The organism is Shouchella hunanensis (assembly GCF_028735875.1).
Lineage (GTDB): Bacteria > Bacillota > Bacilli > Bacillales > Bacillaceae_D > Shouchella > Shouchella hunanensis.
Genome location: NZ_CP117834.1, coordinates 651528 through 667500 on the forward strand (window position 1 = coordinate 651528; position 15973 = coordinate 667500).

The following is a 15973-nucleotide window of genomic DNA, read 5'->3' on the forward strand; positions in this document are numbered from 1 at the left end:
CCCCTTTAGTGAGTTGCTCCTTTTGGTGTAAACCATTTCTGCAGTACTAGCAGAATGGTATCAGCGATAATTGCAAGTAAGGAAACGAGTACAGCACCAGCAACAATGGAATACATATCCCCTCGAGAAATCCCCTGTACAATCAATGAGCCTAGTCCCCCGGCACCAATAAATGCAGCAATGACGCCAATACCAATATTCATGACAACTGCCGTACGAATACCTGCCATCATAACAGGCAATCCATTCGGTATTTCGACTTGAATTAAGCGCTGCATTTTTTTCATACCTAGTCCATTTGCTGCATCAATTACATTTGGATCTACATTTTTAATACCTGTATACGTATTACGAATAATAGGTAGAAGAGAGTAGAGTACAAGAGCTGTTAGTGCGGGGACAAAACCAATGCCGTGCCCAATAATGGAAAAGAACGGAATCATAATTCCAAAGAGAGCTAAGCTTGGAATCGTTAAAAGGATTGAAGCTGCTGCTAAAACCGTTTCAGCTAACGTGTCGTTCACTGTTAAATAAATACCTATACTAACACCAATAACAATAGCAATAAGAATCGCCATTCCAACAAGGATGATATGCTCCATCGTTAGGTTAAACATACTTGTGGAATTGATTTTTACAAATTCAATAAATTCGCTCAGTTGAGATCCCTCCTTTTTGTATAGCTTCTTTTTACCCACTCTCAGGTTCTTTGAAACAAGAAAAAACGACAAAATCTTTAAGATTTCGTCGTTTACTGAGCTTCATTCGGTTGAGATTGTGCAGCTTGCTTGTGATGCTTTCGATACGTTGCTCTTGAAATGGCAATACTAATTTCATACAAAATAAGCATTGGTAGCGTGACTAGTAAATGTGACATCAGTTCAGGTGGTGTAATTAAACCTGCAATCACTAATAGTACGAAATACGCGTATTTTCGAATCTTTGTTAGCAGCTGCGGAGTCACAATCCCGAGTCGCGTTAAAAACATAACCACAACTGGTAGCTGAAATAAAAAACCAAACGGTATGGTCAGCTGAAAGAGAAATGAAAAGTATTCGTTAATCCCATACATTTCATTAATGTCTAACCGATCTGCCATTGTACTCATAAAGGACATAACGTACGGAATGAGAATAAAATAGGCAAATGCAAAACCGGCTAACAAAAGAAAAAATGAAATAGGAATGTAGGCAAGGGTCGCTTTTTGCTCCTCTTCCTTCAATCCAGGCGCAACAAATGCCCACAGCTGATACAAAATCACCGGTATAATTAAAACAAAGGCAACGAGCATTGCAAAGTTCACATAAATTCGCAAAGGATCCGTTAGCCGAAATGCATGAAACGGCATATCAGCAGCCAATGGCGCAGCTTGTAAATAAGATATAACAGGAACTGCGAGCATAAACCCTCCAATAAGGGCAATCACAAAAAAGACGAGGATCACAAGAACCCTGCGTCTTAATTCCACTGCGTGATCCATTATTGACATGTCTGAGAGAGGAATATTCTTTTTATGCTTTTTCTTTTTGAACATTTGCTGGCTTGTTGTCCTCATCATCATCGGCTAAACCTTTTGTTGCATTTTTAAATTCTTTTAACGTACTACCTGCAGCTTTTCCAAACTCAGGTAGTTTTTTCGGTCCAAAGATAATTAATGCCACAATTGCGATGATAATTAGACTTCCTCCTGATAATGGCATGTATAGAGCCTCCCTTTAAAGTGGATAGTGTTTTAAAAAATATACAAGCGCTTGCAATTCAATCGCAAGGTCAATATGATGAACGCGAATATGTTCAGGTACAGATAATCGTACCGGTGTAAAATTAAGTATACCGCTAATTCCAGCTTCAACGAGCTTGTCCGCACTACTTTGTGCTTGTGAGGCAGGTACTGTTAAAACAGCAATTGATGTGTCCTTAATCCCTGCTTCTTCCAGCTTGTTCCAATCGTATATTGGAACGTCACCAATGGTTGTCCCGATCTTCTTTTCATCAACATCAAAGGCATGGGTCATGACGGTACTATTATTCTTAGAGAAATTGTATTGGAGCAACGCAGTCCCTAAGTTTCCGACGCCGACAAGAATGACATTCGTTCTCTCATCTTGATCCAATGTATCTCGAAAAAAAGAGAGAAGATACTGTACATTGTACCCATAACCCTTCTTTCCTAATGCACCAAAATAAGAGAAATCTCTACGTATTGTCGCTGAGTCGACTTTTAACGCTTGACTCAATTCCGTCGAAGATACTCGTTGCTTGCCTGATGTATGAAGATTCTCTAGAAACCGATAATAAAGCGGCAAGCGTTTTGCTGTTGCTTGAGGAATCTTTAGTTGGTCTGATTTCATGTCCGCCCCTTTCCGAGCATCAAGCTACATAAGCAACCTGCTTCCCCTCTATTGTACACCATTTTTCGTAAAATGAAAGAGCTGCCACCGAATGATTTGTTGTTGTTTGTTCGTTACTTGATGTAAACTGGTGACAGATAGAAATCTGTAGCAAAGGTTGACGAACTATGATTGTATTACAATGCGTAAACGTCTCAAAAGCATTTGGCGCTGAGCCAATTTTAGAAAATGTGAAAGTAGAAGTACAGACAAATGAACGTGTCGCTTTAGTAGGGCGTAATGGAGCGGGTAAATCAACACTACTTAAAATGATTGTCGGTGAGATGAGCATTGATTCAGGGGAAATTGTCATTCCAAAGACCGTCGAGATTGGCTATTTGTCCCAACATACCGATTTACGAACAAGTAAGACCATTTGGGATGAAATGCTCAGTGTGTTTGCACCGCTTCTTAAAATGGAGCAACATCTACGTTATCTGGAGACACAAATGGCAACGGATATGCCCGAGCATGAATATACGAAGTTACTAAAAGAATATGATCAATTACAAAATGACTTTAAAGAACAAGGTGGCTATCAATACGAAGCAGATATACGCGGCGTTTTAGCTGGTCTTCACTTCCAGCAATTCGATTATGCAACGCCCATTTCTACCTTGTCAGGTGGTCAAAAAACAAGACTTGCTTTAGGAAAACTACTCTTGTCAAAGCCCGAGCTTCTCGTTCTCGATGAACCAACAAATCACTTGGACATGGTTACCCTTACGTGGTTGGAGAATTACTTGAATAGCTATCCTGGCTCGATTCTAGTCGTTTCCCATGATCGCTTCTTTCTGGACCGATTAACCACAAAAGTTGTTGAACTGTCTCGTAACCAAACAACAACCTATCACGGAAACTACACGTATTATTTGGATGAAAAAGCAAAACGTTATGAGCAAGAACGTAAGCAATATGAGAAGCAGCAAGCGGAGATTGAAAAGCTTGAAACGTTTGTTGCCAAAAACTTAGTACGTGCTTCAACAACGAAACGAGCACAAAGTCGTAGAAAACAGCTTGAAAAAATGGAGCGTCTCGATCGACCTCAAGGGGATGAAAAATCGGCTTCATTTGGCTTTGATATCATTCGTCAATCTGGTAACGATGTCCTATCGATTCGTGATCTTGAAATAAAATACGGCGACCATACTGTATTTTCAAATATTGATCTCTCGTTAACAAGAGGAGAATCGGTTTGTTTACTAGGGGATAATGGGACCGGTAAAACGACATTGCTTAAAGCGGTCACAAAGCAGTTAACACCCGATTCAGGGAATATCTTATTTGGTAGCAATGTATCCGTCGGTTATTATGATCAGGAACATGCTAAACTCCAAAGCAATAAAACCGTTTTACAAGAAGTATGGGACGAGTTTCCAGCAACCATTGAAAAAGATATACGCAGTTTACTCGGTTTATTTTTATTTAGCGGAGATGACGTATTAAAAAGCGTTTCTTCATTAAGTGGTGGAGAAAAAGCTCGGGTGGCTCTTGCGAAACTTATGATGGTAAAAGCGAATTTGCTTATTCTCGATGAACCGACAAACCACTTAGATTTAGATTCAAAAGAAATGCTAGAAGCTGCTTTAATGGATTACCCAGGGACCATTCTCTTTGTCTCACATGACCGTTACTTTATTAATCGTATTGCTTCTCGTGTTGTTGAACTAGATCAGGGGAAAACGACAAGTTACCTTGGTGATTACACGTATTATTCAGAGAAAAAGAAAGAAATGGCGGAACGTGCTGCGATAGAGGAAGAAAAAACAGCGCAATCACCACTTCGTACAGAACAAAAAGAAAAAACAAATTACCAACAAGATAAGGAAGCAAAACGAGCTGAACGACAAAAAGAAAGACGTATGAGTGCAATTGAAGAACAGCTAGAGAAACTTGAAACAGCGAATGCTGAACTTGAAGCACAACTACTTGAGCCAGAAGTATATTCTGATCATGTAAAAGCAAAAGACATTCAAGATCAGCTTTCTGCTAATGAAAACGAAATGGAACAACTTATGGAAGAATGGGAATCTCTTGAGCACTAATGAGGAAAGTTAAAAAGGCTTGGATCTCTCGATCCAAGCCTTTTTTAAGCAAACGATTGTAGCGGCATACCAGGGCGACCGTTCATACTGAGACTCCCTCTTGCTCCACTTAACCACATTTGATGTGCGCAAGCCCCAATCATAGCAGCATTATCGGTACATAAGTGTAAAGGGGGGATAACAAGTTCTACTTTATTCGCTAAACGTTCTTCTAGTGCTTGGCGTAATCCTTTATTTGCTGCAACGCCACCAGCTACTAATACTTGCTTTGGTTGAAATTCATTAAACGCTGTCACGGTACGTGTTACAAGCACATCGGTTACACTCTCTTGAAAGCCTTTCGCAAGGGCAGCTAAGTTCGTATCAATCCCTTTTTGCTGGTCATTGTGAATTCGATTCAACACGGCTGATTTTAGTCCACTAAAGCTAAAATCGTAACTTCCTTTTTCGAGCCATGACCGAGGCAGTTCAATTTCTTCTGTCGCCTCTAAAGCTAATTTCTCCACATTCGGACCACCAGGATATGGTAGTTTCATCGCCCGAGCCGCTTTATCATACGCTTCACCTACTGCATCATCACGTGTTTGACCAATTGTTTCAAATACGCCATCTTCCTTCATTAAAATGAGTTCTGTATGCCCTCCAGAAGCAACGAGAGCCAACAAAGGAAATTTCATTGGTTGCACAAGTTGATTAGCGTAAATATGACCAGCAATATGATGAACGCCAATTAACGGAAGCTGGTGAGCAAACGAAATTGCTTTTGCGGTATGAATCCCGACAAGCAATGCACCAACCAAACCTGGTCCCTCTGTTACGGCTACCGCCGTTAAATCAGAAAACGTAACCTTTGCTTTCTCCAGGGCTTCTTCTACAACAGCGGTAACGGCTTCTACATGATGCCTAGAGGCTACTTCAGGGACAACCCCTCCGAATCTTGCATGACTTTCCATTTGAGTGGCAACGACATTTGCTACTATTGTCGTACCATCTTTAATCACAGCAGCTGCGGTTTCGTCACAACTGGTTTCAATTGCTAATATGATCGTCATTTAACCTCACCCACATTACCCATGCATCTTCTTGATTATCTGCATAATAATTTTTTCGAATTCCTACTCGTGAGAAACCTAATTTATGATAAAGTCCTTGTGCAACCTCGTTCGATGCCCTTACTTCTAATGACAATGTCTGAGCATTTACCATCTTCAACCATTCCATAATGGAGCGAAGTAAGTACTCACCATACGAATGACCTCGATGCTTTTTCAGTATAGCGATATTTGTAATTTGGACTTCATCTATCACTTTCCAAAGGCCGCAATAGCCAACGACCATTTCATCCACTTCGAGCACAAAATAATAGGCATAATTATTTCGAACGAGTTCTGCTTCAAATGCTTCTCTCGTCCAAGGAGTCGTAAATGCTTCTGTTTCTACTGTTAATACAGCATCAATGTCGAAAACATCCATCCTTCTAACTTGAACATTACGACTCGTTTCTTTGCTGCTGTGCATGCTGCCAGTTCACCTCCGCTTCAGGTAAGCGGTGATAGTCTGGCGTGAATCCATGAACATTTTCCACAGGCTCTTTTTCTTGTGCGAGAGCACATAATGCCCCTGCACGCGCACTTGGTACCGACTTTTGTGCAAATTGTGCTAGAGGACCAAGCTCCATTTCAATTTTTTCTCTGTGGAGAGCAACATCTTCACCAACAAATAAAATGGGTTGATCTTGTGTTCCAAGCTTTTCTAGCAAAGCGGTCAGTGTAAAATGACGTTCCTCTACTACTTCTTCTAGCGAACCATCGCACTTTGATTGATAAACCGCAGCAAAGGCTGTTCCTCTTCTCGCATCAATTAGAGGCACAACAAGACCATTAAAATAACATCCGACTTGCGCCATCATTTCAAGGGTCGAAACCGCAATTAACGGTATATTTAACGACCATGCTAATGTTTTTGCTGTTGTAACGGCCATTCTTACACCTGTATATGATCCTGGCCCTTTTGCAACGGCAATCCCATCAAGGTCACTTGGCTTGATTTCTAAATCGTTTAACACATTTTCCACCGCAGGCATTAAGCGAAGTGCATGATTTTTCTTTAACGTTGTGGAATATTCTGCAATTACCACACCATCTTTACTAACCGATACCCCTAATCGATAAGAAGACGTATCAATCCCTAATAACGTTGTCATTCATCCATTCCTCCAAACGCCTTAGATGTGATGACCCTTGCGCCTGTATCAAGATGTCACGCTCTGTCTCACTACTTTTTTTGATGGTAAAGCTGAAGGAATGAGCTGGAAGTAAATCTTGGATGAGGTGTGCCCATTCAATGACAGTCACGCCACTTCCTTCTATATATTCTTCAAGCCCAAGTTCGTCAGCTTCTTCTCCAACACGGTACACATCCATATGGTACAAAGGCAGTCGTCCTTCATACTCTTTAATAATAGTAAACGTAGGGCTTGTTATCATACGATCTACGCCAAGCCCTCTTCCTAAGCCTTTTACAAAATGAGTCTTTCCTGCCCCTAAGTCACCCGCCAGTAAAATACAGTCACTTGGCTTCAAATATGCAGCAAATGACGCGGCAAGTGCCATTGTATCTTCCACGGAAAATGACTTTAATTCCATTAACTGCATTCTCCTCACACCCCACTAGCTAAAATGATTGTATCCACCTTTATCTAAAACCGTTTCTTCATTCGCTGATTTCATTATAACGCTTGCGTTACCCGCACGAACAAACCCAATGTCAAACAGGGTGGTCGGTGAGCTTTCTTGCAAATGCGCAAACGTCTCGTTTGAGGTTGTTCCGATTAATTGAAAATCTTCTCCACCGTTTAGCGCCCACTTAAGCTTCTGATGATATTCAACGTTTTGCAAGTCCGGTAAAATGGAATTCAATTTTTCTTCATTCATTACGATTTGCACGTTACTCGCTTCGGCCAGTTCCATCGCTTCACTTGATAGACCGTCACTTACATCATTTAAGGCAATTCGCTTCCCTAAGTTCGCTAAATATGTGCCACTACTTATTTGCGGCTCAGGCTCTTGATGAGCACGAATACAACTATGTTCCATGTCTGTAAGTGGCTTATCTTTCTCTTTTTGCTGAAGTAGCTCTAGTCCAGCAGCCGATTTACCAATTGGACCGGTTACGAATAAGACATCCCCTGGCTTTGCTGAACTTCTTTTTAACGCTTTTCCTTCTTGAACGATGCCAATGGCCGTCACGGATAAGACAAGTTGGTCTTTACTCGAAACCGTATCGCCACCAATCAAGTCCATTTTATACCGCTCTGCAAGTTCGTTCATCCCTGCATAGATGTCTTGTAATTCATGGTCGGTCCAAGTCTTCGGAATCGCAATCGTTACAAGATAATACATCGGATTAGCACCCATTGCCGCTAAATCACTTATGTTAATTGCCAACGCTTTTCGGCCAATTTGAAAAGGACTTAATGTATCTTTACGAAAATGAATTCCTTCCACCATTGCATCCACACAGACCACTTGCTCTGTGTCAGCTGACGTTTTATAAACGGCAGCATCATCGCCTATTCCGATTGTTAGTTGCTGTTGAAAACGATTAGTAGGTGTAATGCTTTTTATAAAAGAAAATTCATCTCTCAATGTCTGCACACTTCCCTTTGAATAAATAAAAAAACCGAGAGGGCATCTCGGTTCATTGGTATTGCGGGGGGCGGATTTGAACCACCGACCTTCGGGTTATGAGCCCGACGAGCTACCAGACTGCTCCACCCCGCGTCGTTATAAAGTTTAGTACAATCCCCACTCATATGCTAGGGAAGCTCTTACTTCGTTGTATGTTTTAGTCTTTCTAACAACAGAAATAAATATACCATATTCCTTTACATTGTACAAGCTTTTTTACAGAAAAAACTTCTTGTCATTTTTGTGAAAGAGGAGTATCATATGAAAAATAAACACATACTAGTAATCTTTGAGGAGATGTTCGTATGAAAAAAGCATTTCGACTAATGGTTTTAACACCGATGGGACTGCTTTTAGGAGTACTACTATTGCCCGCATTTCTTGTTACGGACATAGCACTGTTTTCACAGTTTATTGATTCTATTATTATTGGAAATCAAAAGTCATAATAAATCAGCACCGCATTAACGGTGCTGATTTTTTTTATGCTTGATTTAGTGCTTGTAAAAAGTCTGTTTGAATATCTCTACTGTCTTCAATACCGACTGAAATACGAACATCTTGTGGACTTATACCAAGTGCTTCTCTTTTCTCTTCAGGGACAGAACGATGAGACGTTCCAACTGGATACGATATAGATGTCTCTACCCCCGCTAACGTTGGCGCAATCTTTACAAACGAAAAGCTCGAAAAGAATGTATGCACGTCTACATCTGGCTTCAAGCGCATCGTTACAATAGCGCCATTTCCATTTCCAGATAGCCCTTCAGGATAATACACTTGATCCACTTGTGGTTGTTTCTTTAAAAAGGCTGCCAGCTTTTCAGCATTTGCACATTGTCTTTCCATTCGTAAGCCTAAAGTCTTTAGTCCTCTACATGCTAGCCATGCTTCAAACGGACTTAATGTAGCCCCCATTGTAATCACAAGTTGCTTCACCCGCTCCATAAGAGCTTGACTGCCAACAACAACACCAGCCGTGACGTCACTGTGCCCACCTAAATACTTCGTTGCACTATGGATCACAAGATCAACACCTTTATGAACAGGCTTAACCAGAAAAGGAGTAGCAAATGTATTATCGACAATAACACGTAATTGATGTTCGGCTGAGAAAGTTACAATTGTTTCTAAATCCTCTATTCGCACATGGGGATTTGTCACTGACTCACAGAAGAAAGCCTTTGTGTTCGCTCTCATTTCTTTTTTCCAGTCTTCATGGGATTGAACAAAGCTAACATCGATGCCAAACGTTTTTAGTTCTTGTTCAAACAATGTATATGTACCACCATAAACATCAAGAGCCGCTAGAAGATGATCACCTGCCTGACATACTGATAAGACGGCACACAAAATCGCAGACATTCCTGATGATGTCGCAATACCATCTTCCATCTCTTCCAGTAATGCCACACCTTTTCCTAAATCTTCGGTGTTCGGATTTCCGTAACGCGAATATAAGTAGTCTTTCTCTCCCGTAAAATAAGATTCCATATCATCTAAGTTCTCAAATACAAAAGCAGATGTTTGATAAATCGGTCTCGCTTTACTCTTATTTTTCGTTGTATCTTTCTTTGTAAAATGAACAGACTGCGTATTAAAGTAACGTTCTTTTCTCTCCACACCATCAAACCCTTTCTCTCTTTAAGATAGAAAAACAAAACCTAATCCAAAACCAAGCATTGAACCAATTAGAGTTAAAGTAATGTAACAACTCCCTTTTATCCACTCCCTATCAAGGAAGCATTGTAGTGCTTCCACACTAAACGTAGAAAAGGTTGTAAACCCGCCGCATAGATAAAGAATAAACATCTCAATAGCCGAAGACGGTTGCATTGCTAGAGCAATACCTAATACGGTACTACCAACAATATTCACGAATGCGATCACTGAAAAGCAACGAGACCACTTGTAATGAAGGGTTAAGAATTCTCCGATAATATAACGAAGAAAAGCTCCAGTTCCCCCACCAATTGAAACAAGAAGAAGCGTTATTAGCAAAACGCCACCTTCTTACCTACAACCATCCCTAGCCATGCTAAAAGAATTCCTCCACATACGGATGAAAAAACGTATACTAGTGCTAGTAGCCAATTTTTAGTCATGAAAGAGAAGAAATCAGCTATAAATGTAGACATAGTCGTATAGCCACCGATAAATCCTACGGTTGTTCCTTTCTTTACAAAAGTTGGTACTCTACTTTTTGTATTCAGCGCCTGTATAGCCCATCCCATAAAAAAACAGCCTGATACATTAGCCAATACAATCCCTAACCATTCATGATCGGGAACAAAAAGAGTAAGAGTAAATCTAGCTGTTCCTCCTAAAGCACCACCCACTATGACGGCCATATATGTTAGAAATCCGTGCATGAAACACCACCTAGAAAAGTTAAACTGATTTTACTACAAGCAACACGTTTCTACAACATCTTTAGCATGCTCAACCCATAAGAGAAATAGACTATAAGGAAAGGTGTGATCCTCATTGGGAATCGTTTTACTCAAATTAAGTATTGCGTTATTTTCAGGTTTCTTAATTGGCATTGATCGCCAAATTAAACATAAGCCATTAGGTTTAAAAACGAGTATGGTTATTTGTATTGCAAGTTGTTTAATTACCATTGTATCGGTCGAGGCCTATATATACTTTTCTAGCACCGACCAAGCAAGACTTGCGATGGATCCTATGCGATTAGCAGCGCAAATTGTAAGTGGAGTTGGCTTTCTTGGTGCTGGTGTTATTCTAAGACGTAGCAATGACGTCATATCAGGCTTAACAACAGCCGCGATGATCTGGGCCGCGTCGGGCATAGGGATTGCCATAGGGGCAGGCTTTTACACTGAAGCCTTTCTATCAGTCTTACTCATTTTAGTTGCCGTCAATGTCATTCCAGCTTTACTAAAAGTCATCGGTCCTACTTCATTAAATCAAACAGATGTATCGTTAAAAGTAGTCATGTCGGAAGAAGCTACTTCAACGCACCTAATTAAGAGCTTGCAGCACAAAGAAAAAAAATGGAAAAGCCGTAAAGAAAAGAATATTATTATCCATGATGTAAAGATTAGAGATGTTGAAGAAAATAAACAGCAGCTTGATATCTTGCTCTCGATTCCGCGCACAATGTATATGACACAGCTGTATGATATGGTTAAAAAAATTGACCACGTTCAATCGGTTGCCATTGAACAAAAATAATGACTCAACCTATAGAAAATTGTGTTTCCAATGTATATACTGTAATTAAAGTCTGATTTAGGAATGAAGATATGGACGTATTAAAAGAATTTATTATGCAATATGGCTATTTCGGCGTTTTTGTCTCTTTAGTAGCTGGCCTTATTGGCCTTCCTGTCCCTGACGAAGTATTATTAATCACATTTGGATACTTATCCTATATTGATTATTTTCATATAAGTACCACAGTTATTGTCTGTTTTCTTGGATCCGTAATAGGTATGTCGCTATCTTATTTTCTCGGTATTAAGCTCGGCGCTCCATTTTTAGAAAAATATGGTCCACGATTTTACTTTTCAATTAAAAAGCAGCGTTCCGTCCAGCAATTACTAAATAAACATGGAAAGTGGTTTATTTTATTAGGTTTTTTCATTCCTGGTGTTAGACATTTAATGGGCTATTTATCAGGTATTGCGAAGTTCAGCTATAAATCCTATATCTGTCTCACATCGATTGGAAGTGCAGTGTGGGCATCGCTCTTCGTTTTTACTGGTTACGGATTAGGAGTCAGATGGCTTTTCATACGTGATGATATTTATGCTCATAAGTTGTTATACACATCGCTTTTTTCAACCTTACTTATTCTTTCACTTATAACGTATTTTATTTATAAATCAATCTCTATAAACAAGAAAAAGCTAGTACGATCAAAAGAACAATAGGTTTCTAATGTAAAGTGAATGCACGTAATAGCATTCGCTTTTTTTGGGTTCGTTTTTTTAGAACTCCCCTGCTGAAACTGCTTTGATGATTCCCTTGAGGCTTCACGAAAACAACCCTTTCGTCTCACAGGGGCGTGCACGCTGCTTCCCTTCGATGTTTTTTCTTGTTGTTCTTTTTTATTGTGCTTGTATTTTTCGGCCGTTTTCTTTGTTTAACTCGCTTCTGTCGAAGCGCAGCTCTTTTGCGTCTTTCTTTATACACAAAAAAAGACACCTTTTCAGGTGTCTTTCTCATTGCCTGGCAACGTCCTACTCTCACAGGGGGAAGCCCCCAACTACCATCGGCGCAAAAGAGCTTAACGACCGTGTTCGGCATGGGAACGGGTGTGACCTCTTTGCTATTGCCACCAGACTTATTTTGACGTCAGATCAACGGCGAATCTCTTCGTCCTATTTGTGTCTTTCTGTCAGTCACGTACGCAAGTACGCTCCTTCCTTCAAGCACTTCTAGTCCTCGATCTTCTTGTTGCTCTTTGTCAAAGGAATTGAATCCTCATTGTTAAAAAGAATCGGTGATTCTTTCAAAACTAAATCAAATCATCATACTCAAACTCAAGAAATTTAGGATAAGCCCTCGACCGATTAGTATCAGTCCGCTCCATGTGTCGCCACACTTCCACTTCTGACCTATCAACCTCATCATCTCTAAGGGGTCTTACTGGCTTACGCCATGGGAAATCTCATCTTGAGGGGGGCTTCATGCTTAGATGCTTTCAGCACTTATCCCGTCCATACGTAGCTACCCAGCGATGCTCCTGGCGGAACAACTGGTACACCAGCGGTATGTCCATCCCGGTCCTCTCGTACTAAGGACAGCTCCTCTCAAATTTCCTACGCCCGCGACGGATAGGGACCGAACTGTCTCACGACGTTCTGAACCCAGCTCGCGTGCCGCTTTAATGGGCGAACAGCCCAACCCTTGGGACCTACTTCAGCCCCAGGATGCGACGAGCCGACATCGAGGTGCCAAACCTCCCCGTCGATGTGGACTCTTGGGGGAGATAAGCCTGTTATCCCCAGGGTAGCTTTTATCCGTTGAGCGACGGCCCTTCCATACGGCACCGCCGGATCACTAAGCCCGACTTTCGTCCCTGCTCGACTTGTAGGTCTCGCAGTCAAGCTCCCTTATGCCTTTGCACTCTACGAATGATTTCCAACCATTCTGAGGGAACCTTTGGGCGCCTCCGTTACTGTTTAGGAGGCGACCGCCCCAGTCAAACTGCCCACCTGACAATGTCCCTGACCCGGATCACGGGTCGAGGTTAGAATGTCAGCACCATCAGGGTAGTATCCCACCGACGCCTCCACCGAAGCTAGCGCTCCGGCTTCCAAGGCTCCTACCTATCCTGTACAAATGGTACCAACACTCACTATCAAGCTACAGTAAAGCTCCATGGGGTCTTTCCGTCCTGTCGCGTAACCTGCATCTTCACAGGTACTATAATTTCACCGGGTCTCTCGTTGAGACAGTATCCAAGTCGTTGCACCATTCGTGCGGGTCGGAACTTACCCGACAAGGAATTTCGCTACCTTAGGACCGTTATAGTTACGGCCGCCGTTTACTGGGGCTTCAATTCAGAGCTTCTCCCTTACGGGATAACCCCTCCTCTTAACCTTCCAGCACCGGGCAGGTGTCAGCCCCTATACTTCGCCTTACGGCTTCGCAGAGACCTGTGTTTTTGCTAAACAGTCGCTTGGATCTATTCACTGCGGCTCTCTCGGGCTTTAACACCCTAATAGAGCACCCCTTCTCCCGAAGTTACGGGGTCATTTTGCCGAGAGTTCCTTAACGAGAGTTCTCCCGAGCGTCTTAGAATTCTCTTCTCGCCTACCTGTGTCGGTTTGCGGTACGGGCACCTGTATTCTAACTAGAGGCTTTTCTCGGCAGCGGAGGATCAGGGATTTCGGACCCTTGGGTCCTTCACGGTCACAGCTCAGCCTTCACGGAACACGGATTTGCCTATGTTCCAGCCTTGCATGCTTCGACGCGCACAGCCAGCGGCGCGCTCACCCTACCTTTCTGCGTCCCCCCATCGTTCAAACAAATACGAGGTGGTACAGGAATATCAACCTGTTGTCCATCGCCTACGCCTTTCGGCCTCGGCTTAGGTCCCGACTAACCCTGAGCGGACGAGCCTTCCTCAGGAAACCTTGGGCTTTCGACGGAGGGGATTCTCACCCCTCTTTTCGCTACTCATACCGGCATTCACTTCCAAGCACTCCACTAGTCCTCACGATCTAGCTTCACAGTCCTTGGAACGCTCCCCTACCCAATCCCTACTGGGATTGCCATAGCTTCGGTGATACGTTTAGCCCCGGTACATTTTCGGCGCAGAGTCACTCGACCAGTGAGCTATTACGCACTCTTTCAATGATGGCTGCTTCTAAGCCAACATCCTGGTTGTCTAAGCAACTCCACATCCTTTTCCACTTAACGTATACTTGGGGACCTTAGCTGATGGTCTGGGCTGTTTCCCTCTTGACTACGGATCTTAGCACTCGCAGTCTGACTCCCGAGTTAAAGTTTTTGGCATTCGGAGTTTGACTGAATTCGGTAATCCTGTGGGGACCCCTCGTCCAATCAGTGCTCTACCTCCAAAACTCATCACTCGAGGCTAGCCCTAAAGCTATTTCGGGGAGAACCAGCTATTTCCGAGTTCGATTGGCATTTCACCCCTACCCACACCTCATCCCCGCATTTTTCAACATGCGTGGGTTCGGGCCTCCAGTCGGTGTTACCCGACCTTCACCCTGGACATGGGTAGATCACCCGGTTTCGGGTCTACGACAACGTACTTACTCGCCCTATTCAGACTCGCTTTCGCTACGGCTCCGCCTCATCAGCTTAACCTTGCACGTTATCGTAACTCGCCGGTTCATTCTACAAAAGGCACGCCATCACCCATTAACGGGCTCTGACTAGTTGTAGGCACACGGTTTCAGGATCTCTTTCACTCCCCTTCCGGGGTGCTTTTCACCTTTCCCTCACGGTACTGGTTCACTATCGGTCACTAGGGAGTATTTAGCCTTGGGAGATGGTCCTCCCGGATTCCGACGGGGTTTCACGTGTCCCGCCGTACTCAGGATCCACTCTGGAGGAAACGAAGTTTCAGCTACAGGGCTGTTACCTTCTTCGGCTTGTCTTTCCAGACAATTCACCTACTCCGTTTCTTTGTAACTCCGTATAGAGTGTCCTACAACCCCAAGAGGCAAGCCTCTTGGTTTGGGCTGATTCCGTTTCGCTCGCCGCTACTCAGGAAATCGCATTTGCTTTCTCTTCCTCCGGGTACTTAGATGTTTCAGTTCCCCGGGTCTGCCTCACCCTGCCCTATGTGTTCAGGCAGGAGTACCATCCCATTACGGATGGTGGGTTCCCCCATTCGGAAATCTCCGGATCAAAGCTTACTTACAGCTCCCCGAAGCATATCGCTGTTCGTCGCGTCCTTCATCGGCTCCTAGTGCCAAGGCATTCACCGTGCGCCCTTTCTAACTTATCCATTTTTACTTCAGATTCCCTTCGTATCTCTTCGTCTGGTTCCTGTCTTTCTGTCAGTTACGTAGCGAACTACGCTCCTTCCATCAAGCATTTCCCATCCTTGATCTACTTGGGTCTCTTTGTCAAACAGTTAACCTAAAAGGTTTATGAATTCTTGACGTCTCGTTCAAACAGTTGTAACACCGATGAACAAAACTAATTTGAGTTGATTGATTATGATTTAGTTTTCAAAGAACCATGCCTACAGGATGTAGGTACCAAACGCTCTTAGAGCGGTATCTACTACCTTCGCATTCTTGATCAGAAGATACATTCTTCCGAACAAAATAAATCCCTTAAAAAGGGTATCGAATTGGTGGAGCCTAGCGGGATCGAACCGCTGACCTCCTGCGTG

Annotated in this window: 16 protein-coding genes, 2 tRNA genes and 2 rRNA genes (1 of these 20 running past the window's edge); 4 read left to right on the forward strand and 16 right to left on the reverse strand. The window is 42.7% G+C overall.

All coding sequences use genetic code 11. The annotated features are described in order from the left end of the window. Nucleotides 1–5: 5 nt before the first annotated feature. Genes PQ477_RS03485 through PQ477_RS03500 form a run of 4 tightly spaced genes read right to left on the reverse strand, consistent with a single transcriptional unit; the run spans nt 6 to nt 2351 of the window. Entirely contained in the window at nt 6–698 is a 693-nt protein-coding gene (locus tag PQ477_RS03485; protein WP_274272964.1) for an ABC transporter permease, read from the reverse strand. Between the two features lie 53 nt (nt 699–751). After that, a complete protein-coding gene (gene tatC / locus PQ477_RS03490) occupies nt 752–1504 on the reverse strand; it encodes a twin-arginine translocase subunit TatC (RefSeq protein ID WP_144560519.1) in 753 nt (250 codons plus the stop codon). A gap of 7 nt (nt 1505–1511) precedes the next feature. Next, the gene (gene tatA / locus PQ477_RS03495; protein WP_035395357.1) at nt 1512–1700 is read right to left on the reverse strand and encodes a twin-arginine translocase TatA/TatE family subunit; all 189 of its coding nucleotides are present in this window, start codon (nt 1698–1700) and stop codon (nt 1512–1514) included. A 15-nt stretch (nt 1701–1715) separates the two neighbouring features. Further along, a complete protein-coding gene (locus PQ477_RS03500; protein WP_035395358.1) occupies nt 1716–2351 on the reverse strand; it encodes a redox-sensing transcriptional repressor Rex in 636 nt (211 codons plus the stop codon). A 167-nt stretch (nt 2352–2518) separates the two neighbouring features. On the opposite strand from PQ477_RS03500, the gene PQ477_RS03505 reads away from it, so the two are divergent. Beyond that, a complete protein-coding gene (locus tag PQ477_RS03505; protein ID WP_035395360.1) occupies nt 2519–4435 on the forward strand; it encodes an ABC-F family ATP-binding cassette domain-containing protein in 1917 nt (638 codons plus the stop codon). Between the two features lie 44 nt (nt 4436–4479). On the opposite strand, the gene tsaD is transcribed toward PQ477_RS03505, so the two are convergent. The 6 genes from tsaD to PQ477_RS03535 all read right to left on the reverse strand — a co-directional run bounded on the left by tsaD (nt 4480) and on the right by PQ477_RS03535 (nt 8217). Further along, on the reverse strand, nt 4480–5487 hold the full coding sequence (tsaD, locus tag PQ477_RS03510; RefSeq protein WP_144559603.1) for a tRNA (adenosine(37)-N6)-threonylcarbamoyltransferase complex transferase subunit TsaD: 1008 nt from the start codon (nt 5485–5487) through the stop codon (nt 4480–4482). After that, a complete protein-coding gene (rimI, locus tag PQ477_RS03515; RefSeq protein ID WP_274272965.1) occupies nt 5465–5953 on the reverse strand; it encodes a ribosomal protein S18-alanine N-acetyltransferase in 489 nt (162 codons plus the stop codon). Before rimI ends, tsaD begins: the two co-directional genes overlap by 23 nt. Next, nucleotides 5925–6638, reverse strand: a complete 714-nt coding sequence (tsaB, locus tag PQ477_RS03520; RefSeq protein ID WP_035395364.1) for a tRNA (adenosine(37)-N6)-threonylcarbamoyltransferase complex dimerization subunit type 1 TsaB — start codon at nt 6636–6638, stop codon at nt 5925–5927. Before tsaB ends, rimI begins: the two co-directional genes overlap by 29 nt. Then, entirely contained in the window at nt 6616–7089 is a 474-nt protein-coding gene (gene tsaE / locus PQ477_RS03525) for a tRNA (adenosine(37)-N6)-threonylcarbamoyltransferase complex ATPase subunit type 1 TsaE (RefSeq protein ID WP_412766096.1), read from the reverse strand. Before tsaE ends, tsaB begins: the two co-directional genes overlap by 23 nt. A 15-nt stretch (nt 7090–7104) precedes the next feature. Continuing rightward, complete coding sequence (gene thiL / locus PQ477_RS03530; RefSeq protein WP_274272967.1) at nt 7105–8091, reverse strand: thiamine-phosphate kinase; 987 nt, start codon at nt 8089–8091, stop codon at nt 7105–7107. Nucleotides 8092–8143: 52 nt separating this feature from the next. Next, a tRNA-Met gene (locus tag PQ477_RS03535) sits at nt 8144–8217 on the reverse strand. A 212-nt stretch (nt 8218–8429) separates the two neighbouring features. Between PQ477_RS03535 and PQ477_RS03540 the strand changes: the two genes are divergently transcribed. Further along, complete coding sequence (locus tag PQ477_RS03540) at nt 8430–8573, forward strand: hypothetical protein (protein WP_158318548.1); 144 nt, start codon at nt 8430–8432, stop codon at nt 8571–8573. 34 nt (nt 8574–8607) lie between these two features. On the opposite strand, the gene PQ477_RS03545 is transcribed toward PQ477_RS03540, so the two are convergent. The 3 genes from PQ477_RS03545 to PQ477_RS03555 are packed head-to-tail and all read right to left on the reverse strand — an operon-like array spanning nt 8608 to nt 10496. Further along, a complete protein-coding gene (locus tag PQ477_RS03545) occupies nt 8608–9747 on the reverse strand; it encodes a trans-sulfuration enzyme family protein (protein ID WP_035395367.1) in 1140 nt (379 codons plus the stop codon). 21 nt (nt 9748–9768) lie between these two features. After that, nucleotides 9769–10125 carry a fluoride efflux transporter FluC gene (locus PQ477_RS03550; RefSeq protein WP_052008018.1) on the reverse strand — a complete coding sequence of 119 codons (357 nt, stop codon included), beginning with the start codon at nt 10123–10125 and terminating at the stop codon, nt 9769–9771. Continuing rightward, entirely contained in the window at nt 10119–10496 is a 378-nt protein-coding gene (locus PQ477_RS03555; RefSeq protein WP_274272968.1) for a fluoride efflux transporter FluC, read from the reverse strand. The genes PQ477_RS03550 and PQ477_RS03555 overlap by 7 nt, the downstream gene beginning before the upstream one ends. 115 nt (nt 10497–10611) lie before the next feature. On the opposite strand from PQ477_RS03555, the gene PQ477_RS03560 reads away from it, so the two are divergent. Beyond that, nucleotides 10612–11322 (forward strand): MgtC/SapB family protein, encoded by a 711-nt coding sequence (locus PQ477_RS03560; RefSeq protein ID WP_035395369.1) that lies wholly within the window; start codon nt 10612–10614, stop codon nt 11320–11322. A 71-nt stretch (nt 11323–11393) separates the two neighbouring features. Next, entirely contained in the window at nt 11394–12023 is a 630-nt protein-coding gene (locus tag PQ477_RS03565) for a DedA family protein (RefSeq protein ID WP_274272969.1), read from the forward strand. 296 nt (nt 12024–12319) lie between these two features. Here the strand turns inward: PQ477_RS03565 and rrf are convergent. The 3 genes from rrf to PQ477_RS03580 form a co-directional block, all read right to left on the reverse strand. After that, nucleotides 12320–12435 (reverse strand): 5S ribosomal RNA (rrf, locus tag PQ477_RS03570). Nucleotides 12436–12645: 210 nt separating this feature from the next. Beyond that, a 23S ribosomal RNA gene (locus PQ477_RS03575) occupies nt 12646–15580 on the reverse strand. A 352-nt stretch (nt 15581–15932) separates the two neighbouring features. After that, nucleotides 15933–15973: transfer RNA gene (locus tag PQ477_RS03580), tRNA-Ala, on the reverse strand (it continues 35 nt past the right edge of the window).

Coding starts and splice junctions, on each gene's coding strand:
- PQ477_RS03540 (WP_158318548.1), top strand. CDS start 8,430: ATGAAAAAAGCATTTCGACTAATGGTTTTAACACCGATGGGACTGCTT.
- tsaB (WP_035395364.1), bottom strand. CDS start 6,638: ATGACAACGTTATTAGGGATTGATACGTCTTCTTATCGATTAGGGGTA.
- PQ477_RS03565 (WP_274272969.1), top strand. CDS start 11,394: ATGGACGTATTAAAAGAATTTATTATGCAATATGGCTATTTCGGCGTT.
- tsaE (WP_412766096.1), bottom strand. CDS start 7,089: ATGCAGTTAATGGAATTAAAGTCATTTTCCGTGGAAGATACAATGGCA.
- tsaD (WP_144559603.1), bottom strand. CDS start 5,487: ATGACGATCATATTAGCAATTGAAACCAGTTGTGACGAAACCGCAGCT.
- PQ477_RS03505 (WP_035395360.1), top strand. CDS start 2,519: ATGATTGTATTACAATGCGTAAACGTCTCAAAAGCATTTGGCGCTGAG.
- rimI (WP_274272965.1), bottom strand. CDS start 5,953: ATGCACAGCAGCAAAGAAACGAGTCGTAATGTTCAAGTTAGAAGGATG.
- PQ477_RS03555 (WP_274272968.1), bottom strand. CDS start 10,496: ATGCACGGATTTCTAACATATATGGCCGTCATAGTGGGTGGTGCTTTA.
- PQ477_RS03500 (WP_035395358.1), bottom strand. CDS start 2,351: ATGAAATCAGACCAACTAAAGATTCCTCAAGCAACAGCAAAACGCTTG.
- tatA (WP_035395357.1), bottom strand. CDS start 1,700: ATGCCATTATCAGGAGGAAGTCTAATTATCATCGCAATTGTGGCATTA.